Genomic DNA, 25,972 nt, shown 5'->3' with positions numbered 1-25,972 from the left:
GCCGCTTTTCCCTTGAAGTCTTGCCGAGATTTTCGCATAGTGAAAGGCAAAACAACCGGATAGTTTGCCCACCAGCCTATATTTAAATGAGGAAATTATGTTGACCGTGCAATCGTTTTTTGACCTTGCCGACTTCCCTTGCAGCAACTTCTTCACCCCGACCTCCTACGTCTGGCAGCCGCTCGCCGACCTGAAGAACAATATGGACGGCTATTCCTACCCGGAATACGACCGCACCCTGATCGGTGACGGCATCCCCCTGCCCGGCCATGTCATCATCCACGAGGGCCGTGCCATCCCGGGGACGGAGGCGGAAATCGTCTACGGCGATACGACCAAAGGCAAATTGAAGATCAGCCTGGCGGGTACGGTGCTGGAGGGGGCCTCGCTGATTATGGCCGGAGCGGTGCTCATGGGCCGAAAGATTGCCATTGGCCGCGGGGTACTGGTGGAAAGCGGGGCGATGATTAAATCACCGGCGATCATCGGCGACCACACCGAGGTCCGCCAGGGCGCCTACCTGCGCGGCTACTGCCTGGCCGGCAAACGCTGCGTCCTCGGCCATACCACCGAAATCAAACACTCGATCTTTCTCAACGACGCCAAAGCCGGGCACTTCGCCTACCTCGGCGACTCGATTCTCGGTAACGACACCAACCTCGGCGCCGGCACCAAATTCGCCAACCTGCGCTTCCTGCCGGGGACCATCACCATCTTCCATCAAGGCCACCGCATCGATACCGAGATGAAGAAGCTCGGCGCCGTCCTTGGCGATGCCTGCCAAACCGGCTGCAACTCGGTGACCAGCCCCGGCACCTTGATGGCCAAAGGAGGGGTGCTGATGCCTAACGCCACCGCCAAGAGCGGCTATCACCTTGAAAAGGCTGTACTTAAATAACAAGAGGAGCTTTGGATTTGTGGGGCTGGGCGCTTCCTTAATGATGAGGCTTTGTCCGGTGTGGGTATAAACTACGGGCTTGGCAATAAGGGCAAGGCACTTTATAAACGCGAAAATCCAAATACACCAATGAGCCTAGTGATCTAAGGCCATTAAAGACTTTCGTCCTCGGACCGGAAAACTTGCTTTCCGAGAGGAAGGAGTGAAAGCTATCATTGAGGTGGGTTATGGCCATCCGTGTCATGCAATCGCAGAGTAATCAAGACCGTGAAAATATTTACCGATTCTTATATGAAATCTGGTCAAATGAATTTCGCCGGTCTATGGCGGGCATGGATCACCAACGCCGAATTATGAAGGATGACCTTGATGACACGGCACATCACTTCATCGCCGTCGATGATTCCGACCGGATCCTTGGCTGTGTACGTGCCAATATTCTTGGAAAAACAAAGCTTTCCGACTCCCTCCAAAGGCATTTACAACCGGAGAAGTTGATCGAGCTGTTTACCGGCAATGGTGTCGGATACGCATCACACTTTGCCGTCGCTCCCGAAGCCAGGGGAAAGACCGTCGCCTCGCTGCTCATTGCAGCCCTCTACCAACACTATCTCAACGAGGGGGTTCTTGTCGGTATTTCGTACTGCGCCCTCAATCTCGTTTCCTTTTATTATCAACTTGGCTATCGGCCATACACGGAAAATTTCAGAATTGATGTTGGTATTCGTGTCCCGGTTGTCCACTGTCTCCGCGATTTCACCTATCTGAATGAAATCAAGAGCCCTCTGGCCAGAATATGCATAAAGGATCTCAACGACCATGGCGCCACAGCCAGAAAGATTGCCGAGCGATTTCCGGATTTCAAGAGACCTGGCTTTTCCCGGATACCAGTGCATCACCTCTGGGCTCGACTTGCCCATGCCACCAGCACCGACACAACCCGCAATGATCATCTTTTTTTTGGCCTGTCTGCAGAGGAACAACAAATTGTTGGACATCGTCTTTCGGAAATAGCCTTTGCCTCCGGTGAATATGTGTACCACCGCGGTGAGACCGAGAGAGGAATGGGGGTACTGTTGTCCGGCTGTCTGGGGGTCGAGGTGGCCGCCGGAGAGGATTCCAGGATCATCAATGTCGTTTTCCCAGGCGAGCCATTTGGCGAAATTGCCAGTATCAGCGGGGTACGAAGGACGGCGAGCCTTGTCGCCCTCGAGAATTCGCAAGCCTTCCTCCTGCCCTTTGACTTCCTGGACCGAATCGGTCGGGCGGATATGGGGCTCGGACTCAAGCTTGCCAAAAGGCTTTTAAAGACCATTGCCGGGCGATTTGTCAATCTCACCGATGAGGCGGTTCTTCTTGCCGGGCCATCGAGGCTTGCGCTGCGGGTCAACCGACCTGCCGAGGCAGCACCGGCTGACGCCGGCAAGGTGCAAGGCCGAGCAGAATCCTACCGCTTTCGTACCCTTGGCGATCAGGAAGGTGAATCCAAGCGCCTGATAAGCCAGGCAACTATAGGTGCCGACCTTGAATTTGCCGTGCTTGGCGGCCTCGGCCTCGCCGACGGGGCAAAGGTTCTCGACCTCGGTTCCGGGCCAGGTGTCACTTCGCTCCTTATCGCTCAACGTCTGCCGAAGGCCATTGTCACCGGTGTTGAGCCCGAAGATCTCCTGCGACAGAAAGCGAAAACGCTCGTTGCCAGCCAAGGCCTGGAGAATCGGTGTCGATTCTTGAAAGGAACCGGCGACCGGATTCCTTTAGGCAATGGCGAGGTCGATTTCAGTTATGCCCGGTTGCTCTTCCAGCACCTTTCGAACCCCCTCGAAGTTCTGAGCGAAATGCGCCGTGTCACCCGCCAGGGAGGCATCATCACCATACTTGATGTCGATGATCGCTCCAATATTATCCACCCGGCACCGAAAGGGCTGGAAGATCTTGAAAAACGCATTGCCCAGGTGCAGGCAGCCAACGGCGGCGACCGTTATGTTGGCCGCAAACTCCATGGTTATATGCACGCAACGGGCCTGCATAATATCGCCGTGGAGGCCATCCCGATAACGGCTGCCGTCCTGGGACGCGAGGCATTTTTCTCTATTGTCTACAGCTTTAAACGCCAGGTGCTTGAACGTGCCGGAGAGCTTGACGAGCAGACCGCGGCAATCTTTGCAGCACTGGAAGAGAGTATCGCTATGCCGACAACATTTGCCATGACTACGGTTTTTGCTGCCCACGCAACGGTGCCTTAGAGCGATGGGTATCTCTTTTGATGTTTAAGCAAAATCAAAAGTGATACCCCTCACCGAGCTATGTAATATGACTACTGCTTATTTGTGGTGCCGTACCCATTCGGCAAACCGGTCCATCCAGGTCTGCAGGAAGGCCCTGCTGCCTTCACCGATGTTTCCCGATGCGTCGATCAAACCCTCTTTAGCCTGCAGAAAAGCCTCCGGCTGGCCAAGGGTAGGCATATCAAGGTAGGCAAGGACATTGCGAAGGTGCTGTTGCGCCATGGCCGTGCCGATAGGGCCGGGTGATACTCCCAGGATTCCGGCTGGTTTTCCCGCCCAGGCACTCTGACCATACGGGCGAGATGCCTGATCAAGGGCATTTTTCAATACACCGGGGATGGAACGGTTATACTCCGGGGTGACGAACAATACGCCGCTGGCGGCACGTATTGTCTCTTTAAGCCGGATGACAGATTCGGCGGGGTTGCCATCACTGTCCTGGTTGTACAGCGGTAAATCGCCAATTTCGACGAGATTGAATCTGAAGTCTGCCGGGCCAAGTTTGACGATTGCCTGGGCAAGCGCTCTGTTTACCGATTCTTTCCGTAAACTGCCGACTACGACGGCAATTGTATAGGTGCTCATGCTGTTTCTCCTCTCATGTTGAACTGTTTTCCGGTAATGAATTGGACGAATGTCTTCCTTCTGGGCAACCTAGCGTAATTGCTTGTTGCTTTTGTCATTACCAACGATCAAGGCATCGAATGACCAGCGTCCTCCGCCGGTAAACATCAGGGTTAATGCCATGCCGACCACCAGGATATGGTATTCAAATCCTTCCCCGGCCTGCTTGCCAAACCAGTTCATAAAGAAGCCATTGGGGATGTGAACCATCAAGGCCGCCACTCCGATGGTAACGCCGACACCAAAGGCGCAAAGCCGGGTGAAGAGACCGGTGATCAAACCCACTGCACCGAGGGATTCGGCAAGCACCGCCATCAGGGCGAAGATATAGGGGATCCCCATGTTTTCGGTGAAAAAGTGCAAGGTCCCGGCAAAACCATGGCCACCGAACAAACCGAATACCTTCTGCAAGCCGTGCGGCAAAATGACCAATCCGAGGGTGATGCGCAGGATTGTGCTGGAAAGTTCATCGCGTGTATCAAGAAATCTGGTTAACATATCATTCACCATTGGTTGTAGTTGTTGCATCTCATTTCGCTCGTTGTCGAGCGATAATTTCCTGTATTATTGAATCGTTACATTCCGAAAGCATAGGCATCCATCCTGACTGTGCCATAGCTTGTCGCGGTGTGGATCTGTTTTCCGGGAATTCCGCCGCCAGCACCCATAGCCAGAAACAGTGGGAGAATGTGTTCTTCTGTTGGATGATTTCTCCGGGCGTGCGGAGCCTGCTCCCGGTAACTGAGCAGGGCCTCGCGATCGCCAGCCTCAATACGGTCCCGCATCCAGTCGGCGAAATCGGCAACCCATTGCGGCGACGAAAGGCCATCGCCTGAAAACATCATTTCACTGAGATTATGGGTCATTGCCCCCGAGCCGATGATCAGGACATTCTGCTGACGAAGCTCCTGCAGCGCCTCACCCAGGGCGTAATGGTATGCCGGTGAAAGGTTTGGCTGGATGGAAACCTGCACGACGGGAATATACGCCTCAGGGTACATGAGGAGGAGCGGAATCCACGCCCCGTGGTCGAGAGATGCGTGCTCGACCAGTTCCGCCTTGCCGTCGGTCCCTCTGACCAGCTGCAGCACGATGCGGGAAAGGTCTGGATTGCCCTTGGGTGAATACTGCATGGCATACAGGCGGGGGTCGAAGCCACCGAAATCGTAAATGGTTTTGTACGATGCAGTGCTTGAAACCATGACGTGATCGGTGGTCCAGTGCGCCGACAGAATGACGATGGCATCGGGCCGGGGAAACATGCCGGACGCCTCACACAGGAAACGGTAACTGGGATGATCCGTCTTGACCGCTATGTCGGGTGCTCCGTGGGATATGAAAAGGCTGGGTTGAGCCATGGTGATTCCTCATTTATTCAAATTGTGGATCAACACCGTGTCGATCCCTCTTGACTTGCACAATGGTGATGGAGTATTTGCAAATCAATTGGCTAAAAATGCAAACAAGGAATGCAAATATGCATACAGAACATGGCTGGGACGACTTCCTCTATTTCCTGAAGGTCGCTGCCTGCGGCAATATGAAGGCTGCGGCGGCGGAACTGGGTGTCAATTATTCGTCGGTATTCAGGCGAATCAATGGCCTCGAGGAACGGCTGAGCGTACGTCTCTTTGAACGGTTGAAATCGGGTTACAAGCTAACCAGGGCCGGAGAGGATATTCTCGACCGCGTCCAGCAGGTCGAGGAACAGATGAATGCCATACAGCGCCTCATCGAGGGCAAGGATGTGCATCTCAGCGGCTATTTGAAGATCTCAACCACGGATACCATCGGCTATTACTGGCTGCCTCCCTACATCGCTCGCTTCAAGAAACTGTATCCGGACATCATCATCGATCTGGACATCAATACCCGTTACACCAACTTGAGCAAAAGGGAGGCGGATATCGTTATGCCGGCGGTCAATACCCAGCCTGACTATATGGTCGGCAAAACGCTAGCGCCGATCTATGTCCGACTCTATGGTGCCAAATCCTACCTGGAGGAACACGGAACGCCGCAGACGGTCGCTGACTTCGACCGGCATCGTTTCCTTCTGCCGAACGAATCGCTCGCGGGAATGCCAGCCAACAAATGGCTGAGAAGGCATGTCGATGAAAAGAATATTGCAGCCTGCAGTGACAAACTGACCGGTCTGTACCATATGGCCCGTCAGGGACTGGGGCTGACGGTCATGCCGCATTATGTCGCCGAGTCTGACCCCGACATGATCGAAGTCATGCAACTGCCGGCAGAGTGCAACCATCATCTGTGGATTCTGACCCATCCTGACATTCGCTTTACCGCACGGGTTAAGGCGTTTATGCAGTTTATGTATCAAGAAACTGAGAGGAAACCGCTAGCGAGCCAGTGACCAAAACCTTGGGGAGCATGTCGCTTTTTTTCCAGGCAACGCGAGGTCCATCCCCCGAACTAAACAAACACGGAGTTTTTCTGTATTCATGGGGTTAGAAAGAGCGGAACTCATTTCATTTTTGGAAAATTGGCAGATGGTGGTTAGATTTCTCTTATCCGCTTCTTCTATCGGAATATGCACATGCCGGATAAACAGAACCGCAGGTATTGCACATGGGCAGGCCGGATTTCTTCCCCCGCTTCGTCGCCATCGTTCTGCTGATCGCCGCTTCACTGGTTATAAGCGGCTGCGGGGCAAAGCACAAAGTAGCTGTATATGTACCAGAAGTGGTCGAGCTCGATCCGGGCCGACAGCGGCTTGCCGATTGGTACGCCTTAATAAAAGAAAAGCGCGACTCCCCGGAAATGGAGAAACTGGAATCGGTCAATAATTTCTTCAATCAACTGGAATTCGTCGATGACCGGATCCACTGGGGAAAAGACGATTATTGGGCCACCCCCCCAGGAAATGTTGATAAGCAACGGTGGAGACTGCGAGGATTTTGCAACTGCCAAGTATTTTACCCTGCGCATGCTTGAAATCCCTGATCAAAGGATGCGTCTCACCTATGTCAAATCTCTGAAACTCAACCAGTCGCATATGGTCTTGAGCTACTATTCCGACCCGACTACCGAGCCCCTTGTCTTGGATAATCTGGTCAGCGTGATTCTTTTTGCCTGGCAAAGACCGGACCTCATTCCGGTCTATAGTTTTAACGCCCGGGAGCTCTGGCTGGCAAAAAAACAAGGCTCGTATCTTTTGGGAGGGCCAGAGCACTTGAGCCTCTGGCAAGACTTGCAATCACGGTTTAACCGAGAGGCCCAGGCTGCCCCGTTTCCGTAATAAAGCAGGGCGAGAATCCCGGTAAGGGATTAAAGGAAATATTATCCATCATAAAGGGATACAACCTTTCTCACGAATTTCGCCTCGCACCGGCAAACTCCTCAGTAAACAGTATGGGACTATTTCTGGGGTAAGGTTGACCCTGAAGCAAACTGGCAGATTGGCTGGTATTCTTAATACTGTCAACGAACAGTATGATCGACGCTCTGGCCTCCTGCAGTTGCCTTTCCGATTGATGCTTCTCCTTCAGTTTTTCAATAAATGGTTGAAGAATTTCTGAGAGATTGATTTCAAATCCATATTTTCCACACATATCTTAGTAATACCGAAACTATTTCTTATAATCACTCTGCCTGCCGGCAGGAATGGCACTCCGAACCAAACAATCTGCAAATTGCCTTCTCATGCCTTCCGGGACAGCAATCATGGATTCTTCATTATGACGTAGAACCAGCTATTTTTGCGTGCTTGTCAGAAAGAGGCAACTAACATCTTGCCTTTAGTTCGTAAACATATTTATATGGACTTTTAGGAGGTTACATGAACATTGATGGAGCAATTTCGTCGGTCTCCAAACAGTTCAACTTTCTGATTGGAATTGTTGTTACTTTTGGGAATGCTGGTTTCATAGAAACTAGTGAATCCCTTGTTATGTTCAAAGAAAAATGAAAACTGCACATATACTAATTGCCCTTTTTTTCTTCACTGCTGTCTCATAAATTTACGAGGGAATACCAATAATTAAAGGCCCGGAGAGCTTCTTGTGTTATAATGAAATTGCGAAATAACATATAAATACAAGGAGATCCGAGCCATGGCATATTGTAACACAATACTCAATCAACTTGCCGCATTTTTCCCGAGATATGATTTTGAAAAACTGGCCAACGAACATCATCGAGGACAAAAGTTCCGCTCCTATAATCGTTGGAGTCAGTTCTGAGCCATGATGATTGCGCAACTGACAGGCAGGAAGAGTTTACGTGATCTGGTTGGCAATATAGGCGCGCAGGGCAAGCGGATCTATCACCTGGGTATGAAAACAACCAGCAGAGCCACACTTGCCCGAGTCAATGACAGGCAGCCCTACGACATTTACAAAGAAATATTTTTCCAGCAGTTGCAGAAATGCCAGTGGCGTGCCCCCAAGCACCAGTTCAAATTCAAGGGTAAAATTTACCTCCTTGATGCCACAACCATCAAACTTTGCATCGCTGTCTTCCTTTGGGCAACCTTTCGACAGGCTAAGGGTGTGGGTAAGCTCCATTTCGGTCTTGATGCCGAAGGCCATCTCCCGGTATTCATGGACATGACCGTCGGTAAAAAACATGAAATAGACTGGACGCGAACTCTCAGCCTTCCGGCCGGGGCTTGTGTTGTCTATGATCGGGGCTTTACCGACTATAGTTGGTATGGCGATCTCGATAAAAAAAAGATCACGTTTGTCACCAGGCTGAAGTCCAACTCCAAAGCATATGCATACGGCAACAAACGAAAACCCGATAATCCAGCTGTTATCAGTGATCAGAAGGTTAAGCTACCGGGTTACACCTACACCTTCCGGAGAATTGATTACATCGATCCAGTGACCGGTATTGAGTATCAATTTCTGACGAACTCGAAGAAGCTGCAAGCGTCCGAGGTCCCCGCCATTTACAAAGAGCGGTGGAAAATCGAACTGTTTTTCAAATGGATCAAGCAAAACCTCAAGGTGAAAACCTTTCTCGGCACTTCGGAAAATGCGGTACTGACGCAATTGTGGATAGCCCTGTGTCTGTACCTTCTGCTGGCCTATTTAAAGTTTCAGGCTAAGCTGGGCTTGTCGCTTTCGGTCATCTTACGACTATTGCAACTAAATCTGTTTGATCGTCGCTTGTTTTCTGAGTTGTTTAAACCGCCTGACAAATCCCAAATTGTTGTTTCTCCACAACGTTCATTGTGGAATTAACTGTGAGACAGCAGTAAATTGAAAGAGCAAAATTGCACCGACTGGTATAACTCAAATTTTTTAATATTCTGTAAAGGATCTCCTTATGAACAAGCTAATATTCTGTCTTATTATTTTTTTGGTTGGTTGGGGGTGGCAAAGTGATGAAATGAAACGAGGTGTTGAATGGTTCGAGATAAAAAAATATGATAAAGCTATAGAACAGTTTCTTGCGGAAATAGAAAAAAAACCAAAATCTGAGGAAGCAAGATACTACCTGGCAAAATCATATTTATTAGGTGGAGGTATTTTAGGAATACCCCAATCATTAAAATGGAAAAATGAATTAAAAAATATTAATAGCAAGAATAAACAAATTGCCGAACTAGATGAGGATATAAGAAGGACTATATCTGAAAAATTAAAATCTATTGAAGGTGATATCGAAGGTCGTTATAGGAAAGCATTAATAATTGCTGAAGATTACGGCATTGAAAAATTCATAGACGAACTTCCATCTGTAATAGTTAACGGAGATTCTCAGGATTATAAAAAGGCAATTGAATTGTTGGTTAAAAATTTGCCAGGAGACAAATCAGCATCAAAACTTGGGTACGTTTTTTCATTAGACACAAACCTTGAAAAAAAGTTATATATCGCGCAAGTCTTGTGGAACAATAACAAAGACATGAATGCTGCAAATTATATAAAAGAAGTTACAGGCCCTAAATTTTTAAACGGCAATAGTTCTGAAGTTACCAAGGCATATAATGACTTAAAAACACTGCCCTCTGACTTAGTTAAAGATCTATTTTTAACCACATTAAAAAATTCCAAAGAAAGGACTATTCAATTCGTTCATTCAATAGAGTATTTAATCTCAGTGAAAGATAATGATGCAGGTAATTACATTTTAAGCACAATTGAAAAGGCTTTGAATCTCAAAGAACAAGAATCAGTATGTGGCCGTTTGGTTATAGAGAGTTCTCCTCTCGCAAGTTTCTCGAATCTTCCTGACTCTGAGAGAGTTATCAGAACTGCGCTAAACGTGTCAGCAACTCTTAAATCTTTTCCATGGATAGATAGAGGTAAATGTATGCGCTCCTATGTAAACATTATGGGAGATATCACTAAAGATAATAGATGGAATACCTTACCATTGGAATGGCACGGGATGGATTATTATGGTGAATTTGGTATAGTTGGGCGTTTTTTAGAAAGGAACTTAAGACTTGATTATATGTTCGAGACACCTGGCGGTGGGCCTATCGCGATTGTTCAAGAGAGGAAGGATGAGGTATCGGCTCAGATTTCGAAAGTCAAACCCGATTTTTTAAAAAAATATACAGAAAAGGGCGTCTGGGCCAATTCTGTAACAAGAAAATATTCTTTCAATACAATTAGTGCTGAATTTGCTTCACCAGAAGAAGTGTCAATGGAAGGAATTATTCAAAATGAGAAAGATGCAACTATTAATGACAGAATAAAAGTAACATTTAGAAAAGGAAAAGATGAATTTACTAAAAGTGAATGGCTAGTGTATGATTTTCATGTACTTAGTGACACTAGAAAAGAGGACAGATCTTCTGATTTAGAACAAAAGGATAGTCAAAATAATTCCAAGAGTTTTGATAATAAGAACACAGAAGAAAAATCAGAAACTTCAGTCGCCAATTCAGCAACAAATCCAAATATAGAAAAGGGGACAGACCACAAAAAAGCTATTAACACTGATAATCCTATCGCGTTAATGAAAAAACAAACCACCTTACATGAGAAAAAACCTAAATTATCTAAAGATGAAAGAAGATCGATGGCACTTAAACTTGTTGGCGATACTCTTGAGAGGGGTAAGAACGGGATAGAAAATTCAGTTACTTGGGAAGGAGAAAATATTTTAGGTGTTATTCCCATTAATACCTATAAATATTTGAATAAATACCCCTGTAGAGAATACAGGGTCATATCTTACGAGTATAGTAAGGCTGTTATAAAGACTGAATCTTCCCATGCTTGCAGGATTGAAGGGAAATGGTATCCGCTTGCAATGTTGGAGAATCCAAAGAAAAAAGGTATATCTAAAGAACAATTTTATAGCGAAATGATTGGCAAGAATTGGTAGCATATTAATAGAGAGCGGGAATACGCGTGGTCACACGGGGTCACGGGGTCACACGCAGGAATATGGGGTCAGAGTAAATTTAATCTTCGTGATGCACGGATTTTCACTTTTGCTCTGTTTGAATGCATAAGTAAGAGGTCATTGCAGGAAACCTCCAAGCGGTTCACAATGTTTGTGTAGCGCTCAAACTGGTGGGTTGTATCCAACGATAGGACCTGCCCCAATTACCTCAGGAAGGTCATCGGCGCGGCAGGTCACCCAAGGCGTTAACCACCAATATACAACTTGCAGGTTATAATAATAAGACCTATAATAAGTATATATTTTTGACCTAAATAAAAAAATTACAGGTGTGATTATGGAATCTGTATTAGCGAATTGCTCAGTGAGCATTTCGGAACTAAAGAAAAACCCTTCTGCCCTTATTGAACAGTCAGGCGGTGAGCCTATTGCCATTCTTAATCATAATAGACCAACAGCATATCTCATCCCCGCAGCGACATACGAAGCGTTACTCGAAAAAATTGAAAACTACCAACTCGGAGTCATTGTTAAAGAACGGCAGTATGAAAAAATTTCAGCCGTTGAAGTAACGTTAGATGAGCTATAAATTAAAGTTTCTCCCCACAGCCCTTAAGGAATGGAAAAAGCTCGACAATACTATTCAGATTCAACTCAAGAAAAAGTTAAAAGAACGTCTTGAATCTCCACATGTGCCCAGTTGCCAGCTTTCAGGTTTTGAAAACCATTACAAAATTAAACTCAGAGCCAGTGGTTACCGTCTTGTTTATGAAGTAATCGACGAAGAAATTTTTGTTTTGGTAATTGCAATCGGGAAAAGAGACAAAAATCTGGTCTATAAAAAGGCCAGTGAAAGAAAATAAAATGGTTAGCAATGCGCTCCAGTTGACCGTTGAACTGCGCGGCAACTGACCCTCCAGCAGACAATCCCTCCCCACAACCTAAGACTATCCCTGCCTATATCCCCTGCAGAACAAGGCGCAGTTCGATGCTTATCTGGTCAAAGACCGCGTGCATGCCAAGATGCTCAAAGAAGCGGCTGGAGCCATAAATGACACCCCACTCGGTGCGGTCGAGATCAAAATGAGCTTCCACTCCCAGGCTGCCGTTCTCCCATACTGCAAATATTGCCGGAAAATCAAAATCTTTCGTCACACCGCGCAGACTGAGCGAACCTTTGAGCAGACAGTTGGCAGTTGTCCTGTAGGGAATTTCGGCAAGCTCTCCTTGATCAATGATAAAGGTCGCCGTTGGAAATACCTTGGTGAAGAAAAAGTCATCGGATTTCAGGTGGGCGAGAAGAATCGGCTGAAGTTCATCACCGGCCAGATTGATGTTTTCCATGGCGTCCATATCAACAACCAGTTCCCCGGTAAGAGAACGTCCGTGCACGACAAGGCGCCCGCTTTTCAGCGGAAGTGTGCCGAAGTGCTTATTATTCTGGTTGCGACCGGACCATGCCACGATGCTGGCTGCGGTATCTACTTGATATTCTCCGTTTAAGGGTGGCAGTCGGCTTGTAGGATCAACGTCCCCCAGGGCTGCGTCGCCTTCCACCGGCAAACCTGCCCCGCGCCAGGCAACAATACCCCCATCCAAAACGAAAACCTGCCGGTATCCGCTCCTCTGGAGCTTTTCCGCCGCAGTCACCGCATCGAGAGAGTGTTTGCTGGAGCCGTAGAGGACAATGGTCTTGTCCGTATCTGCGCAGAGGGATTTCATATCATCAAGAAAGGTGACCTGATAGACACAGGCATTGACGGCCCCTGGAAGATGTATTTTGGCAAAATGCTCCGCCGGAAGGGTGTGAATGAGCAAGGCCCCATCTTTAATCTTCAGAAGGGCCTCCTCAGGCTTGATAAAGGTTACATTCATGGCATGCTCCACTTGTTGAACGACAGATCAAGTCTTGCGAAAGTGCAACATTGCAGAGAGGAAATTCTCCTCTTCTTGCCACTATAAGAATGGCCATCGGATACACAAGATTTCCGGGGCGTTGCCCAAGTTGGGAGAATGGTCACTTCGGTGAGAAGAATTTCCGGCTACATGCCTGAGATGATTTTTGCAGGTGTAAAGCGAATGGTGGACACGTTCAAATTCCCCGCCGGTGCATGGCCGCTTTGGGGTTTTCCGGCAGTCTTTTCGTCCCTGCCGCTCAGTAGCCTCCGGAGGCACCGCCGCCGCCAAAACTCCCGCCACCGCCCTTATCCCCACCTCCCGAGGAGGACCGGTTGTCTTTCGAACCATTGCTGCTGGAGAGTGCGTCGAGCAGCGTGCTGGCAACCATCCCGGCGCCGGTTACGGCCACCTCCTTGGCTATCTCGGCAGCGCTACGTTTGTGCACCATGCCCCGCATGATCATGATGACAAAGACCTGCAGGAAAAGTGGCGCCAGAACGCCGGCGAGAAAGGCAAAGAAGAAGGGATCGGTGCTCTGCCCGGCGGCGATGGGGAAGGATACGCCTGATTTTTTCAGGATAAAGAAAAACAGGCCGACGCCGAGGAGGAGAGCGCCCAGCCAGGAGCAGATAAGCCAAGGTAGTGGAATCGGAATATTTTTCTTTTTTCGAGGGTTTTTCTTGGGCATGCGGCTCCTCCATGGAGATGCGGTCAGGGCGCTGTGACGCCCCGTGCCGGGGCTGGGGTTTGTCTCTGCCTCTCTGTGCTATCACCAGCCACTGGCCTTATTCAAATACGATTCGGCAATTGTCCTTGGCAACTAAATTCACCATGAAGTTTTTTGCCATGCTTAACGTGGCACTCTTGCAATTTGAATCTGCCGAAGCTAAATTCATGTCAGGAATCTGAGACTTAAATGCTTAAAGGCACTTTTAGGTTGCTGCGAACACCTTGTCATAGATTACTACCATAACCATCTTCTAAAAGCCGGCACAGATACCAGATTATACTGTCTTATACCGCAAGAGCATAAGTTTCATTTGAGCAGGCAAGCTGCTCAACTCAGCTTTAATGGCCAAGAAAGAAAGTCTCCATCCATTCATCCACCGCATGCTGTGGATGCTGATCAGGGCGATTGCCCTGCTTGGTGTCGCCCTCGGCATGTTCACCACCTTCAAGTGCGCTGGCGAGGGATCATGGTACCAGGCGGGTGGCGGTCTGCTGGTCATGCTGCTCGGCCTGTTGCTTGAACGCTACCATCTCCGCCTCCTCAATGGTTACTTGCCGCCCCGCTGCCCCGAATGCGGCGAGGTTATGGATACCAGAGAGAAGCTCTGGGAGGTACCCGACGATTCGCCGCAATGGTATATGGAATACGCCTGTCGATCCTGCCAGCTGCACTATACCAACGATGTCCTCGGCAAGGCGATGTTCGGATGGCCGCCGAGAAACCCGTATACCCCTCCCGAACAAGCACCTTTTACCCTGGCCGATGGCCTGAAAACCGCGATCGCCGTGCTGGTTGCAGTCGGACTCATTGCTCTACTCTATTGGGCCGGGCTAGCATAAATGCGCGGCAAAAACAGATTCTGCATATCTCTTCAACACAGCCAAATCGTTTCACCAACGCAAGGCAGCCATATCGCGAAGACATCTCGATGAGTTTGCGCAGCTTGTCTACTCAAACGAAACGAATGGCCCTGCGACACAAGATGCATTTCTCAAAAAGCTCTATTGACTTTTTCATCCAGAAGCTAGTAATTCAACGTGAACGTTACGATTTTCATCGAAACAGGTCTGCAAAACAGTTGTTCTCAATTGAACAACAAAATCCAAATCAAACGGAGGGGTTTATGATTATCTCACTCGCAGATGGCCGGCAAATACCCATGGAGATGCATCGGGTAAAAATTGTTCAAAAAATCAATCTTCTTCCAGCTGCTGAACGGCTGCAATGCCTGCAGGCGGTCGGCTATAACACCTTTCTTCTCCCCTCCAGAGAAGTTTTCCTCGATATGCTGACCGATAGCGGGACCAATGCCATGAGCGACAACCAGCTCGCCGCCATGATGGTCGCCGACGATGCTTATGCCGGTTCCGAGAGCTTTTACAAGCTGGAACGTTCCGTTAAAAAGGTTTTTGGCTTCAACTACACCTTGCCGGTGCACCAGGGACGGGCGGCAGAACATCTGCTTGTCAAGGTTTTGCTGAAACCGGGCCAGGTAGTACTGAATAATTACCACTTCCCATCGACACGGGTCCATGTGGAGATTCTTGGCTCGCAGATTTTCGATCTGGTGAGCGACAGTGCGCTCATCCCCGCCGGCAACGAACCCTTTAAAGGCAACATTGATATCACCAAACTGAAAAATGCCGTGAAAGAATATGGTCCGGACCGAATAGCCTTTATCCGGATGGAGGCAACGACCAACCTCATCGGTGGCCAGCCCTTCTCCATGGCCAATCTGCGGGAGGTCAATAAGGTTGCCAGGGACAATGGCATCCTCCTCATCCTGGACGGCAGCCTCATTGGCGAGAATGCCTATTTTATCAAGCAACGCGAGGAGGGGTATCGCCATAAATCGATCCAAGACATCCTCAACGAGATGATGAGCTATGTGGATATTTATTATATGTCCGGCCGAAAAAGCGGCGGAGCCCGCGGTGGGCTGATTGCCACCAACATTAAAGAACAATTCGATCACCTGATGAACTGGCTGCCGGTTTACGAAGGCTTCTCCACCTATGGCGGCATGTCCACCAAGGAAATTGAGGCCATGGCGGTGGGCCTTGAAGAGATGACTCAGACGGAAGTGGCCGGGAGCAGCCCGGAATTCATCAAGTTTTTTGTCGAACGCTTACAACAGTACGGTGTGCCCGTCGTTACCCCGCCGGGCGGATTGGCCTGCCATATCGATGCCAAGGCCATCCTGCCGCACATCCCGCCCCTGCAGTATCCGGCAGAGGCCCTCAATGCGGCACTGTATCTTATCTCCGGAGCACGCGGGGTTGAGAGGGGGACGATGTCCGAAGACCGGGACAGGGACGGCAATGAGATCACCGCCAGAATGGAACTCGTTCGCCTTGCCGTACCGCGGCGCGCCTTTACCCTCGGCCATATCGAGTATGTGGCCGACCGCGTTGCCTGGCTGCATAAACATAAGGAACTGATCGGCGGGCTGAAGTTTGTCCAGGAACCACCGGTAATGCGCTTCTTCTTCGGCCGCCTCGAACCCCTGGGAGGCAATTGGGGCGCCAAGGTGGTAGAGGCATTCAAGGCCGATTTTGGCGAGGACTGCTAAGGACGTAACCGCTTAAAACTCTTGACCGGCCGGGCACAACCTACAAAAAGTGTACCCGGCCGGGATGGTCAAATCTCCGCCTGCCCGGCTCCGAGGAGCTCCCCCGAATTGATTGCCTCCGTCAAACCCCGCAAATCGTGATCCAGACGCCGGTCAGAGCCAAGGACCGGGGAAAAGGAGCGGATGCGCTTTAATAGCTCCCTGCCGCTATCGGAAAACTTCTCCTCGTCGCGCAAGGCCGCCGCATTGGAAAGGGCTACCAATAAGGACGCCACCACCCCTTGAAAGAGTTTCATGACTTCCAAGGCGTTCAGGGCGGCGTTCTGGCCCATGCTCACTTTGTCCTGATTCCCCGCCTCGGTGGGCCGCGACAGCAGGGTGTCCGGGTTGGCGCGCTGCACCGCCATCGCCGTCAAGGCGCTGCTCGTCAACTGCAGGGCTTTGACGCCACACCCCTCATAACCGACAAGGGTTTCCGGCAAACCGACGTTGAGACGCGCGTCGACCAGCAGGGCATATTGCCGGTCCATCAGATCGGCAACGGAGGCGGCGGCGATCTTCACCAGATCCATGGTCAGCGCCACGTGGCCGCCGTAAAAATTGCCGGCGAAGAGCATCTCCCCTTTTTCCGGGTCGACGATTGGGTTGTCGTTGACGCTGTTCAGTTCCCGGCCCAGCACCTGCCGCACCCAGGTCAGGGAGTCGCGCGCCGCGCCAATGACATGGGGGGCGCAGCGAATGGAATACGGGTCCTGCACCATCCGCCCATCCGCTTTGCCTTGATCGACCATCCGGCTTCCGGCAAAGGCGGCCCGCATGGCCGCTGCCGCGGCGATTTGACCGGGATGGTGCTTGAGGCTATGGGCAAGGGCGGTAAAGGCCTGCGAGCGGCCGTACAGCACTTCGGCACACAGGGCCGTAGCCCCTTCGCAAGCCTGGAGAGTTTTGGAGAAACGGGCCGCAACAATGGCGCCAAGGGCGGTCATGACGGCCGTACCGTTCATGATGGCCAGGGACTCCTTCGGCACGAATTGATGCGCTTTTAACCCGGCTTTTTGCAGGGCCTCTGCCGCCGGGCAAATACCACCCTCAAAATAGGCCTCGCGCTCACCCGCCAGCACCGAGGCCAGATAGGAAAGTGGTGTCAGATCACCGGAGGCGCCAACTGAACCCAAGGAGGGTATGACCGGGATAACCCCTTGGTTCAGAAGATTGCAGAGGGCCTGCAAAAGCTCGATGCGCACCGCGGAATAGCCTTTGGCAAGACTCACCAGCCGGGCAAAGACGACGGCGCGCCCCTCTTCGACGCTGAGCATCTCGCCCAGCCCACAACCGTGCTGGCGGATGATCTGGTAGGCAAACTCATGAGTGTGGTCCGCGTCTATGGTATGCCCGGAATTGTAGCCAACACCTGTGGAAACACCATATATCCTGTGGCCGGAAGACAGAGAGCGTTCGATGATGGCACGGCCCTCCTGCAATTTTTCCCGCCATTGCCGATTGTCGGAAAGTTGTACGTGTCTCCCCTCGAAGGCCACCGCCAGAAGATCTTCCAGCGCCATGTCAGCATCGCCGACAACTATCTTCTCCTGCCAACCTGAGGCATCCGGTTGTTTTTCACTGTTCATGAATCCCGCACTCCTTTGATGTGAAAGCCTGAGACAAAAGCTTTGCCTTAATCTCCTGCTTATGAACTTTGCCGCTGCCGGTTTTTGGCAAGACCTCGGTGAAAATCACCCGCTTGGGAATTTTGTAGGGCGCGAGTTGTCCCTTCAGGGCGGCGATCAAGCCCTCGGCACTCACTGCGCCTGCTTCCTTCAGCACCACGAACGCCACCGCAATTTCGCCGCGATTGGCATCAGGCGCCCCAACCACCGCCGCCTCAGATACCTGGGGCAGGGCCTCAATGGCATGTTCCACTTCGGCGGCGTAGATATTTTCGCCGGAACAGATGATTACATCGGTTTTCCGGCCGACAATATACAAAAAGCCTTCTTCGTCACGCCTGCCCAGATCACCAGTGTGGAACCAGCCGTTCCGCAGAGCCTCGGCAGTTGCCTGGGGATTGTCCCAGTATCCGGCGAAGATCGTCGGGCCCTTGACAATCATTTCGCCGGCGGCACCGGCAGGTACATCCCGGCCATCGTCCCCGACTATGCGAACCGTGGTGTGGAAGACCTCCTTGCCGATGGAGCCAACCTTGCGTTCGGCGTCGATAAGCTCAAGAGCAGTGATCCGCTGGGTTTCGGTCATGCCGTATCCTTGGGCGAAATGCACTGCCTTTTCCGTATGATACTGACGCATCAGTTCAACAGGCATGGGCGCCCCCCCGGACATGAAAAAATGCACATGGGAAAAGTCGGCATCGGCCCAGGCCGGGGCCTTGGTCAGCATCTTGAACATCACCGGCACGGCGAAGATATAATTGATTTTCTCCCTTTCTATGAGATGCAGGACCTCGGAAGGATTGTCAAACGGCCGGAGTATCAGGATTCCCCCGGCGTAGATGACCGGCGCGGCGGATGCGGCCAAGGCGCCGATATGAAAGAGGGGCGCTATCACCAGAGAGATGGTGCCGGGGTTGAGGCCGTAGCTGAGGAGGCCATGGATGGCTCCGAAAAGAAAATTCTGGTGGGTCAGCACCGCCCCTTTGAGGGTGCCGGTCGTGCCAGAGGTAAACATGATGACAACCGGGTCGGTCAGTGCCACCTCCCAGGATATATGCGGCTCGCCGCCTGCGTCCTCCGCAGGAGGCCCGTCAAAAGCCGTAGCCGCTTCAAGAGTCCCTTCCGAGTGCATGAGATAGCAGGAAACCGGCGTGTCAGTGGCCTTCAGCTCATCGACCACCGCGCCAAAGCTTGCAGAATACAGCAGGATCTTTGGCCTGCAGGTGAGGACAATCCGTTGCAATTCCGGCGCCGCCAGCTGATGATTGAGAGGTACCAGAACCGCGCCGATCTTGGCACAGGCAAAAAAGATCTCTAAAAAGGCGCTGCCGTTTACCATGAGCACGGCAACACGATCGCCCATGCCCACTTGCAGACCAAGCAGGGCATGGGCGGCATGATTGACCCGTTCGTTAAACTGCCGGTTGGTGCAACAAAAGTCTTCCTGTTTTAGAAAGGTCCGCTGCGGATACAGATGTGCCCTCTTGGAACTCCATTCACCGATATTCATAAGCCTCTTCCCCGTTTTTATACCGCAAGGGCATAGGTTTTCTTTCGAGCAGGCAGGCCGCTCAACTCAGCTTTACTCGATCTTCTTAAAAATGACGGCGACAAAGGTGCCGCCAGAGGAGATGCCGTTGATAAGGCCATAGCGCATCGATCTTCGGCTGCCGGCGGAGCGGATAAAGTTCAGCCCGGCAATCGGTTCATGCAGGCCGATGACGGGGGCTGCACATTGATGGCCGAGTGACAACGCCATCGCTGCCGCACGTATGCCGCCGGAGGAAAGGCTTTCGCCGAGCGCGCCTTTTAAGGCGGTGATCCCCGGCCCCTTGCCCGCCAGAGGAAATATCCGCTGCAGGGCATCGGCCTCCAACCGGTCGAGACGCGGATTGCCGTTGGCCGAGGCGCAGACATAATCGATATCGGCCGGAGTAAGGGCCGAGGCTTCCAGGGCCCGGGTCATGGCCAGACAGGGTCCGCTGGGATCGGTCGGCCAGCCCGCCCCGGCGGTTGGCGCAGAACTCATTCCCCAGCCGACAATTTCACAATAGGGGGTGGCTCCTCGGGCGAGAGCACCTTCCAACGATTCCAGGCAGACGATACCGGCACCTTCGCCGATGACCGTGCCGTTACCCTGCACATCGAAAGGCCGCAGTCCTTCGACCCCACCGTTTAGCGGTGACAGGGTCTTGAAGTGCGATACTACATTGAAACAAAACTCGGAGAGGATATCTCCGCCACCGGCCAGGACCGCTGCCGCCCGGCCCCGCATGATCTGCGCCGCCGCATAGGTCAGGGCCGTCTCCGCCCCGACTTCATGATGATTGACGGTGGTGTTGATGCCGCGCACCCCCAGCTCGATGGCCACATGGCCCGCCGGAGCGTTCATCACCGTATTGGGGACGAGAATGGGATTAACCCGTCGCGGCCCCTCATTGAAGAGCACCTTGCCGAATTGCGCCGCAACATCGGTACCGCCGAAACAGGTGCCGAGAATAACGCCCACCGCATCCCGATTTTCAGGTCCGATGGATAGGCAAGCATCGTCCAGGGCCATACGCGCCGAGGCGGCAATCATCTGTGACAACCTGTCCATGCGGCGGATACTGGCGGGACGAATGTGATCCTTGGCGGCAAAACCGGTAACCTCACCGGCCAATTTGCTGGCAAAGCCCGAGGTATCAAACGAGCTGATCGGACGAATCCCGCAAGCACCGCTGAAAAGTTGTCCGGTGAAGGCGGTCTTGCCGACCCCGAGGGGGCTTACCATGCCGACGCCGCTAATAACGACTCGCCTATTCATGGCCGCACCCATTCCCAGAAAATCTGCCGAAAACCAGGGCAGTGTTGTTACCGCCAAAGGCAAAGGAGTTGGAGAGCACAACCCGAAGAGCCGCATCCCTGGCACCTTCGGTGACGTAATCGAGGTCACAATCGGGATCGGGAACAGTGGAATGGATCGTCGGTGGAATAAAGGCATGATACAAAGCCAGCAGGCTGACAACGCCCTCGATGGCCCCGGCGGCGCCCAGGGTGTGTCCGGTCATCGATTTGCTGGAACTTACCGGAACCTGATAGGCCCGATCGCCGAGGAGGTGTTTGATGGCCTTGGTTTCTATCTTGTCGTTGGCCGGGGTGCCGGTGCCGTGGGCATTGATGTAATCGACCGCCTCAGGGCCTACACCTGCATCTTCCAGGGCACGCGCCATGGCCAGGGCGGCTCCACCTCCCTCAGGGTCGGGCGAGGTCATGTGGTGGGCGTCGCAGCTGACGCCATAGCCGAGGACCTCGCCGTAGATACGCGCGCCGCGCTGCACGGCATGGGTGTACTCTTCGAGGATCATAATCCCGGCCCCTTCGCCGAGGGAAAGCCCCTGACGGTTTTTATCGAAGGGCTTGCAGTATTGGGGATCTACCGCCTGCAGAGAGTTAAAGGCCGAGTAGGTTATCCGGCACAGTGGTTCGGTGCCGCCGCAGATGATCGCCTTGGCCGCCCCGGTTTGCACCAGATCGCGGGCATAGCCGATAGCCGTGGCGCCGGAGGAGCAGGCTGTCATAAAGGTGGTTTTCGGTCCCATGAGTTCTAATTGAATGGCAATTTGATCAGCCGAAGAGGCGCAGCCAAAAGAAGAGAAGGCCGAATACGCCGGCATCTTGCCGGCACCATGCAGGTAGTCGCGATACACCGCCTCGCATTCCAGCATGCCCCCTGCCCCGCCACCGATGACCACACCAATTTTCGGGAGCAAGCCAGCAGGCAGCGGGAAAAGGCCAGCATCGTTTAAGGCCTCAATGGCGGCGACCATGGCCATGGCATCGGAGCGTGAGAGACGCTTTAAGCTGAAGCCCCGGGGAAGCATTGCTGCGGGCCGGAAATCTTTGACCTCGCCGCCGGTTTGCGTCCGGAAATCGGTTGCATCAAAAACGCTTACCGGGCCGATTCCGCAACGGCCGGTACGCAGGGCCCTGTAAAATTCAGCAACATTGCCGGCCGTCGCGTTGACGGTACCCAGACCGGTTACCACAACCTTCTTTAAATCCATAGATCTCCCCTTCATTTGCCGGCGTTTATATATTGATTTCTCTTTACATTACCCGGCATTAAAAGCAAAGGGCCAGTCTAGCACAGGAGAATTTCAGTCGCAGCATTTATTTCAGCTGCTCGCCAATGCACACAACCGGCTATCTCCATCAAGGCTCCTCTAAACTCCCCGTCTCGCCAGATCTGAATACCAAGGAAGTACGCCTTTGTAAAAGAGTTGCTGTATCAAGGTACAATATCAAGACCCCTGGCGGCAGGAACATACGATCAACATCGGCCCATCAAGCTGCCTTCTCCCCGTGAGAACCGGAAGATCGGCAGGACTCATTCTGATTCTCCAAGCTAGGCTTTTCTTTTAAATGAATTTCCGCCGGAGTGCCGCCAGTCTCCGGCCAATCCGGCGTAAGGTGCCGCCTTGGCCGTTGTTCTGTCGATCGGCCCCGTGGTCGAGAAAGGAGCTGTAAAGACGCACCCACCACGTGATATGGCGAGGATGGGTAAACCAGCGGCAACGGTACCAGGCAAGACGGCCATCAACCCCGTAATACAGACGGGCCCACCACTCGGGCGGCAAAAAGGTGTCGCGGAGGATGGCAAGCAGGCTTTTTCCCCGCTGCTCTCTGAGATGCCACCGCGGCCACCCTTTAAACGGCTCGCCAACGGCGGCAGGTGATATCGCCGGTCCCGGCACGAATTTTTCCGCGACCTGGTCCTGCCAGGGCGTCAGACACCCAAGCAGGGGCAGGGCCCTGAGGACTTCCGGATATTCAGCTTCCATCACTTGCCTGTCAATTTCCATCCATCTGGTTTCGATCAGAGTGATGATATCGGCGGCAGCGATCAGCTTGAATGGCTCATAGGTCAGTGGGGCGTGAAACCCGTGGTGGAAAACGTGCCAAAGCATGTCCTCGTGCCCGAGGGTGAGAGCCTGCCAGCCGGCCAAATTGAAAAGGACAGCCCGGGGCCGCAGGCTGGCAAAGTCATGTCGCCGGTAATAGGGTGGGCAGTCGGGAAACAGGCGCAGGTGGATTTCGATGCAGACGGTAAGGCCATCTATGGTTGTGTGCAGGGACGGGAGGTGAAAGTGATCGATCGGCTGGGGTGCATTCGAGGCGGCGTATCCCCTGGCGATGAGCAGATCCTGGGCCTGTTGTGCTTTGTCCGGCGGCAGGAGAAGGTCGATATCCCGCATCGGACGCAGACCGATCTCCGGATAAACGGTATGGCACAGGGCGGCACCCTTCAGGACCAGGGCCTCGATGCCGGCCTTGGCGAAAATTGTCAAAACCTCCCCGAGAACCCGGCCATAGACCGTATTTGCATGGCGATGACGGAGGTAGAGCAGACGGAGGGCACGTCGGCAGTGCTCGGGAATTTCGCTGGCGCGAGTCTGCAGATGCCAGTGTAGCAGAGGCGCAAGCCCATGGGCCTCTGCCTCGGTCAGCAGGCGGTCCCAGTCGTGTACCTGCCCACAGGCCCCGTCGATCAGGGCTGCAAGGCCGGGAAAGGTAGTTGCCCTGGCGCAGATATGAAGTAGTTTTACGGTCACAGAAAGAGCTTCAGGTCTCGCCGAACAGGATCGGTCGAAAACAGTCCAATAAGCCGTCAAACCTGCTGTATTTCAGGATGTGAGACGGAGTTTGCCGGGTGCTGTTCGCCTTTCCGCGAAAGCCATAGTCAGGGAGGCCGTTCGCCTGGGTACCGGCAATCGAGTAGAGCAGGATCTCGTTGTCGAATCGCTCAAATTTAAATTCGGCGTTCTGGGCCGGAATTGGTGTATCCAGCATGGTTTTTCCCTTAGTGGCTGGTGGAGACCTGACGCAATGCCGCTTTGAATTGTGAAACCTACCCGAAGCGCAATGGTAAGTCAAAAGAGAACCTGAAAGGACAAAGCAAACGCCTACCTGATCTCGTTCACCGTGGTATTCCTTTCGGCTCGAGAGCCACGGTACAAAGTGAGATGCCATAGCCTTATGACTTGATTCCAAGACCCGCCCGGACAGGCGGTGGACCATGTCGATCTAGGGTGCTGTGACGATCAAGAGGGATGTCGCTGATAAGGGAAAAAAGTTCGAAGAGTGCGGATCCAATCCTCAGAAAAGATCAGACCGCAGCCGATTCGATGAAGAGCTGGAAATTCTAAGAGGTTCTTCTAGGATCTTTTGCAAAAGATGATGTTTAAGCTCCAGCACCTTTTTGCGCAAATTTCGACAAGGACGTACCGGAAAACCTGCAGTCCTTGTCGGATTTGGAGAGGGATTATCGAGAAAAAGATGTGCTTTCGAACATCCTCAAACTGTATGCATTCGCCTAATTAGGCTCTGGAACGGCCATGGAGCAGGACGCCGTTCCACTGGCGCCAGATGAAGTAACGGTTGCACCGACCGTTAGAAAGCCTCCACCGGCATGGTTAGGCCCTATACCGAGGGAATATTCGCCGGCCGCATCGGTGACGATATCAAAGGAGCCTGTAACTACCCAACCCGTGGTCTCAAAAGCCACATTAATAGGTACACCTGCCCCGGGCGGGGTGACTGAACCGTAGACGGCAAAGGAAATGTTGTCTGAGGTTTGGTCCCCTGCTATCCAGTCAATGGTGCAGGCCGCCAGAGTTCTGCCGCTCGTTTGCGCATGGGCCGGCAATACGACATTGCCGATAATGGGCGCCACCCAGCGCTCTGGCAAGACCGCACAACCGGCTAAGGCCCCAAGACCTACGGCCAATTTTTTCAGCGCCTTTCTTCTTTCCGTATCAACTTGAGAATGTCCCACCTTCATTTCCCCCCTTGATTGCTTAGTTTTTATATCTGCATCACCTGTATAGCCCCAGCTTCGACATACCCGCATGCCTCTAATGAGGCTCAATCAAATCGATATTGCATCTTTAAGTTGTTAATCTTAAACAAATACCCCAGAAAAACAACAAAAATTTAGAAACTTAAGTCGTTTGGCAAAAAATATCTGGCGAACGATCGATGGACAGGATGGTTATCAGTGATCAAAAAGGTGGTCTGCCAGGTTGAGCAATGCGCCGTCCTGAAAAATGTACTCTAGCAATTTTTCCCAGATTGAATTGGCTTAAAACCACTCTCCGGCATAAAAAGACGAATGAACAACGCGCATTTTTAACTGGACAAGTCCGCGGCAAAAAGTTTGAAATTGAGATGTTGGTTATTCAAAACCAGCTCTGCCACTGTCACCGGCATCAAACAGGCTTGCCGGCATGCCATCCACGCCATCCCGGCGCAGCATAGACAAGGAGAAGATCATGAAGACATCGATTGGCGCCAATACCCTGGCCTGCCCCAACCCGGTCTGGTGTGTCGGCAGTTATGATGCCGACGGCAAGGCAAATGTCATGACCATTGCCTGGGGAGGCATCTGCTGTTCAAAACCGCCGGCGGTGACCGTCTCGCTGCGCAAGGCCACCCACACCTACGGCTCGATCATGGCACGGAAAGCCTATACGGTCAGCGTTCCTTCCGAGAAATATGTCGCTGAGGCTGATTATTTTGGTCTTGTTTCCGGCAAAAATACTGACAAATTTCAAACCACCGGCTTGACGGCCAAGCGCTCGGAGGTAGTTGATGCTCCCTATGTCGACGAATTCCCGCTCATTATCGAGTGCAAGCTCATCCATACCTTCGACCTTGGACTGCACACCCAGTTCGTCGGCGAGATCGTCGATATCAAGGCCGACACCGAAGCTGTCAACATCAAGGGCCAGCCCATGCTCGACAAGCTGGCTCCTTTTGTGTTTGGCCCGGGAATTCAAGAATATTGGTCGCTCGGCAAGCTTGTCGGCCAGGCCTTCTCTGCCGGCAAAAAGTATCTGAAATGAGTGCGGCAAACCGGGCAATTGGGCCGGCAATTGGTTTTTTGGTATTTGAATGGCATGAACAATCACCGGTTATTAATGTAAA

At 52.0% G+C, this 25,972-nt stretch carries 24 protein-coding genes and 1 pseudogene; 13 read left to right on the top strand and 12 right to left on the bottom strand.

The annotated features are described in order from the left end of the window. The first annotated feature begins 97 nt into the window (after positions 1-97). Positions 98-898: a hypothetical protein gene (locus OEL83_18960; protein MDK9709128.1), complete on the top strand. Its 801-nt coding sequence runs from the start codon at positions 98-100 to the stop codon at positions 896-898. A 242-nt stretch (positions 899-1,140) separates the two neighbouring features. Continuing rightward, positions 1,141-3,141 carry a GNAT family N-acetyltransferase gene (locus OEL83_18955; GenBank protein ID MDK9709127.1) on the top strand — a complete coding sequence of 667 codons (2,001 nt, stop codon included), beginning with the start codon at positions 1,141-1,143 and terminating at the stop codon, positions 3,139-3,141. 78 nt (positions 3,142-3,219) lie between these two features. On the opposite strand, the gene OEL83_18950 is transcribed toward OEL83_18955, so the two are convergent. The 3 genes from OEL83_18950 to OEL83_18940 all read right to left on the bottom strand — a co-directional run bounded on the left by OEL83_18950 (position 3,220) and on the right by OEL83_18940 (position 5,165). Continuing rightward, on the bottom strand, positions 3,220-3,768 hold the full coding sequence (locus OEL83_18950; protein MDK9709126.1) for an NAD(P)H-dependent oxidoreductase: 549 nt from the start codon (positions 3,766-3,768) through the stop codon (positions 3,220-3,222). Positions 3,769-3,837: 69 nt separating this feature from the next. Next, positions 3,838-4,305, bottom strand: a complete 468-nt coding sequence (locus OEL83_18945) for a DoxX family protein (protein MDK9709125.1) — start codon at positions 4,303-4,305, stop codon at positions 3,838-3,840. A gap of 77 nt (positions 4,306-4,382) precedes the next feature. Beyond that, positions 4,383-5,165, bottom strand: a complete 783-nt coding sequence (locus OEL83_18940; protein ID MDK9709124.1) for a dioxygenase — start codon at positions 5,163-5,165, stop codon at positions 4,383-4,385. A 119-nt stretch (positions 5,166-5,284) separates the two neighbouring features. On the opposite strand from OEL83_18940, the gene OEL83_18935 reads away from it, so the two are divergent. The 8 genes and pseudogenes from OEL83_18935 (at position 5,285) to OEL83_18900 (ending at position 11,999) form a co-directional block, all read left to right on the top strand. Beyond that, positions 5,285-6,181, top strand: a complete 897-nt coding sequence (locus tag OEL83_18935) for a LysR family transcriptional regulator (GenBank protein ID MDK9709123.1) — start codon at positions 5,285-5,287, stop codon at positions 6,179-6,181. A gap of 215 nt (positions 6,182-6,396) precedes the next feature. Next, positions 6,397-6,762 carry a hypothetical protein gene (locus OEL83_18930; protein ID MDK9709122.1) on the top strand — a complete coding sequence of 122 codons (366 nt, stop codon included), beginning with the start codon at positions 6,397-6,399 and terminating at the stop codon, positions 6,760-6,762. Beyond that, complete coding sequence (locus OEL83_18925; GenBank protein ID MDK9709121.1) at positions 6,755-7,066, top strand: hypothetical protein; 312 nt, start codon at positions 6,755-6,757, stop codon at positions 7,064-7,066. The genes OEL83_18930 and OEL83_18925 overlap by 8 nt, the downstream gene beginning before the upstream one ends. 540 nt (positions 7,067-7,606) lie before the next feature. Next, a complete protein-coding gene (locus OEL83_18920; protein ID MDK9709120.1) occupies positions 7,607-7,735 on the top strand; it encodes a hypothetical protein in 129 nt (42 codons plus the stop codon). A gap of 145 nt (positions 7,736-7,880) precedes the next feature. Further along, positions 7,881-9,014 (top strand): annotated as a pseudogene (locus OEL83_18915) (IS4 family transposase). An 85-nt stretch (positions 9,015-9,099) separates the two neighbouring features. Then, on the top strand, positions 9,100-11,115 hold the full coding sequence (locus OEL83_18910; protein MDK9709119.1) for a hypothetical protein: 2,016 nt from the start codon (positions 9,100-9,102) through the stop codon (positions 11,113-11,115). Positions 11,116-11,473: 358 nt separating this feature from the next. Further along, entirely contained in the window at positions 11,474-11,725 is a 252-nt protein-coding gene (locus tag OEL83_18905) for a type II toxin-antitoxin system prevent-host-death family antitoxin (protein MDK9709118.1), read from the top strand. Continuing rightward, positions 11,715-11,999, top strand: a complete 285-nt coding sequence (locus tag OEL83_18900; protein MDK9709117.1) for a type II toxin-antitoxin system RelE/ParE family toxin — start codon at positions 11,715-11,717, stop codon at positions 11,997-11,999. Before OEL83_18905 ends, OEL83_18900 begins: the two co-directional genes overlap by 11 nt. A 94-nt stretch (positions 12,000-12,093) precedes the next feature. Here the strand turns inward: OEL83_18900 and OEL83_18895 are convergent, their stop codons facing one another. Beyond that, positions 12,094-13,011: a YceI family protein gene (locus OEL83_18895; protein MDK9709116.1), complete on the bottom strand. Its 918-nt coding sequence runs from the start codon at positions 13,009-13,011 to the stop codon at positions 12,094-12,096. Positions 13,012-13,291: 280 nt separating this feature from the next. Further along, the gene (locus tag OEL83_18890; protein MDK9709115.1) at positions 13,292-13,723 is read right to left on the bottom strand and encodes a hypothetical protein; all 432 of its coding nucleotides are present in this window, start codon (positions 13,721-13,723) and stop codon (positions 13,292-13,294) included. 383 nt (positions 13,724-14,106) lie between these two features. Here OEL83_18890 and OEL83_18885 point away from each other — a divergent pair, with 383 nt between their 5' ends. Further along, a complete protein-coding gene (locus OEL83_18885; GenBank protein MDK9709114.1) occupies positions 14,107-14,604 on the top strand; it encodes a hypothetical protein in 498 nt (165 codons plus the stop codon). 284 nt (positions 14,605-14,888) lie between these two features. Next, a complete protein-coding gene (locus OEL83_18880; protein MDK9709113.1) occupies positions 14,889-16,337 on the top strand; it encodes a tryptophanase in 1,449 nt (482 codons plus the stop codon). A 68-nt stretch (positions 16,338-16,405) separates the two neighbouring features. On the opposite strand, the gene OEL83_18875 is transcribed toward OEL83_18880, so the two are convergent. The 7 genes from OEL83_18875 to OEL83_18845 form a co-directional block, all read right to left on the bottom strand. After that, the gene (locus OEL83_18875) at positions 16,406-17,965 is read right to left on the bottom strand and encodes an aromatic amino acid ammonia-lyase (protein MDK9709112.1); all 1,560 of its coding nucleotides are present in this window, start codon (positions 17,963-17,965) and stop codon (positions 16,406-16,408) included. Next, the gene (locus tag OEL83_18870) at positions 17,955-19,514 is read right to left on the bottom strand and encodes an AMP-binding protein (GenBank protein ID MDK9709111.1); all 1,560 of its coding nucleotides are present in this window, start codon (positions 19,512-19,514) and stop codon (positions 17,955-17,957) included. The genes OEL83_18875 and OEL83_18870 overlap by 11 nt, the downstream gene beginning before the upstream one ends. A gap of 72 nt (positions 19,515-19,586) precedes the next feature. Continuing rightward, the gene (locus OEL83_18865; protein MDK9709110.1) at positions 19,587-20,810 is read right to left on the bottom strand and encodes a beta-ketoacyl-[acyl-carrier-protein] synthase family protein; all 1,224 of its coding nucleotides are present in this window, start codon (positions 20,808-20,810) and stop codon (positions 19,587-19,589) included. Then, complete coding sequence (locus OEL83_18860) at positions 20,803-22,050, bottom strand: beta-ketoacyl-[acyl-carrier-protein] synthase family protein (GenBank protein MDK9709109.1); 1,248 nt, start codon at positions 22,048-22,050, stop codon at positions 20,803-20,805. The genes OEL83_18865 and OEL83_18860 overlap by 8 nt, the downstream gene beginning before the upstream one ends. Positions 22,051-22,404: 354 nt before the next feature. Then, on the bottom strand, positions 22,405-23,598 hold the full coding sequence (locus OEL83_18855) for a nucleotidyltransferase family protein (GenBank protein MDK9709108.1): 1,194 nt from the start codon (positions 23,596-23,598) through the stop codon (positions 22,405-22,407). Between the two features lie 10 nt (positions 23,599-23,608). After that, a complete protein-coding gene (locus tag OEL83_18850; GenBank protein MDK9709107.1) occupies positions 23,609-23,836 on the bottom strand; it encodes a hypothetical protein in 228 nt (75 codons plus the stop codon). A gap of 523 nt (positions 23,837-24,359) precedes the next feature. Further along, the gene (locus tag OEL83_18845) at positions 24,360-24,821 is read right to left on the bottom strand and encodes a hypothetical protein (protein MDK9709106.1); all 462 of its coding nucleotides are present in this window, start codon (positions 24,819-24,821) and stop codon (positions 24,360-24,362) included. 496 nt (positions 24,822-25,317) lie between these two features. Between OEL83_18845 and OEL83_18840 the strand changes: the two genes are divergently transcribed. Continuing rightward, complete coding sequence (locus tag OEL83_18840) at positions 25,318-25,890, top strand: flavin reductase family protein (protein MDK9709105.1); 573 nt, start codon at positions 25,318-25,320, stop codon at positions 25,888-25,890. Positions 25,891-25,972 lie beyond the last annotated feature (82 nt).

This window comes from Desulforhopalus sp., from assembly GCA_030247675.1.
Taxonomy (GTDB): Bacteria; Desulfobacterota; Desulfobulbia; order Desulfobulbales; family Desulfocapsaceae; genus Desulforhopalus_A.
This window is presented reverse-complemented; position numbering and strand designations above follow the sequence as displayed.

Excerpts from the sequence above, each read along its gene's own strand:
- OEL83_18895 (MDK9709116.1), bottom strand. The coding sequence starts at position 13,011 with ATGAATGTAACCTTTATCAAGCCTGAGGAGGCCCTTCTGAAGATTAAA.
- OEL83_18950 (MDK9709126.1), bottom strand. The coding sequence starts at position 3,768 with ATGAGCACCTATACAATTGCCGTCGTAGTCGGCAGTTTACGGAAAGAA.
- OEL83_18875 (MDK9709112.1), bottom strand. The coding sequence starts at position 17,965 with ATGAACAGTGAAAAACAACCGGATGCCTCAGGTTGGCAGGAGAAGATA.
- OEL83_18885 (MDK9709114.1), top strand. The coding sequence starts at position 14,107 with ATGGCCAAGAAAGAAAGTCTCCATCCATTCATCCACCGCATGCTGTGG.
- OEL83_18860 (MDK9709109.1), bottom strand. The coding sequence starts at position 22,050 with ATGGATTTAAAGAAGGTTGTGGTAACCGGTCTGGGTACCGTCAACGCG.
- OEL83_18865 (MDK9709110.1), bottom strand. The coding sequence starts at position 20,810 with ATGAATAGGCGAGTCGTTATTAGCGGCGTCGGCATGGTAAGCCCCCTC.
- OEL83_18905 (MDK9709118.1), top strand. The coding sequence starts at position 11,474 with ATGGAATCTGTATTAGCGAATTGCTCAGTGAGCATTTCGGAACTAAAG.
- OEL83_18840 (MDK9709105.1), top strand. The coding sequence starts at position 25,318 with ATGAAGACATCGATTGGCGCCAATACCCTGGCCTGCCCCAACCCGGTC.
- OEL83_18890 (MDK9709115.1), bottom strand. The coding sequence starts at position 13,723 with ATGCCCAAGAAAAACCCTCGAAAAAAGAAAAATATTCCGATTCCACTA.
- OEL83_18910 (MDK9709119.1), top strand. The coding sequence starts at position 9,100 with ATGAACAAGCTAATATTCTGTCTTATTATTTTTTTGGTTGGTTGGGGG.
- OEL83_18870 (MDK9709111.1), bottom strand. The coding sequence starts at position 19,514 with ATGAATATCGGTGAATGGAGTTCCAAGAGGGCACATCTGTATCCGCAG.
- OEL83_18930 (MDK9709122.1), top strand. The coding sequence starts at position 6,397 with ATGGGCAGGCCGGATTTCTTCCCCCGCTTCGTCGCCATCGTTCTGCTG.
- OEL83_18925 (MDK9709121.1), top strand. The coding sequence starts at position 6,755 with ATGCTTGAAATCCCTGATCAAAGGATGCGTCTCACCTATGTCAAATCT.
- OEL83_18850 (MDK9709107.1), bottom strand. The coding sequence starts at position 23,836 with ATGCTGGATACACCAATTCCGGCCCAGAACGCCGAATTTAAATTTGAG.
- OEL83_18935 (MDK9709123.1), top strand. The coding sequence starts at position 5,285 with ATGCATACAGAACATGGCTGGGACGACTTCCTCTATTTCCTGAAGGTC.
- OEL83_18960 (MDK9709128.1), top strand. The coding sequence starts at position 98 with ATGTTGACCGTGCAATCGTTTTTTGACCTTGCCGACTTCCCTTGCAGC.
- OEL83_18880 (MDK9709113.1), top strand. The coding sequence starts at position 14,889 with ATGATTATCTCACTCGCAGATGGCCGGCAAATACCCATGGAGATGCAT.
- OEL83_18940 (MDK9709124.1), bottom strand. The coding sequence starts at position 5,165 with ATGGCTCAACCCAGCCTTTTCATATCCCACGGAGCACCCGACATAGCG.
- OEL83_18945 (MDK9709125.1), bottom strand. The coding sequence starts at position 4,305 with ATGTTAACCAGATTTCTTGATACACGCGATGAACTTTCCAGCACAATC.
- OEL83_18920 (MDK9709120.1), top strand. The coding sequence starts at position 7,607 with ATGAACATTGATGGAGCAATTTCGTCGGTCTCCAAACAGTTCAACTTT.
- OEL83_18900 (MDK9709117.1), top strand. The coding sequence starts at position 11,715 with ATGAGCTATAAATTAAAGTTTCTCCCCACAGCCCTTAAGGAATGGAAA.
- OEL83_18955 (MDK9709127.1), top strand. The coding sequence starts at position 1,141 with ATGCAATCGCAGAGTAATCAAGACCGTGAAAATATTTACCGATTCTTA.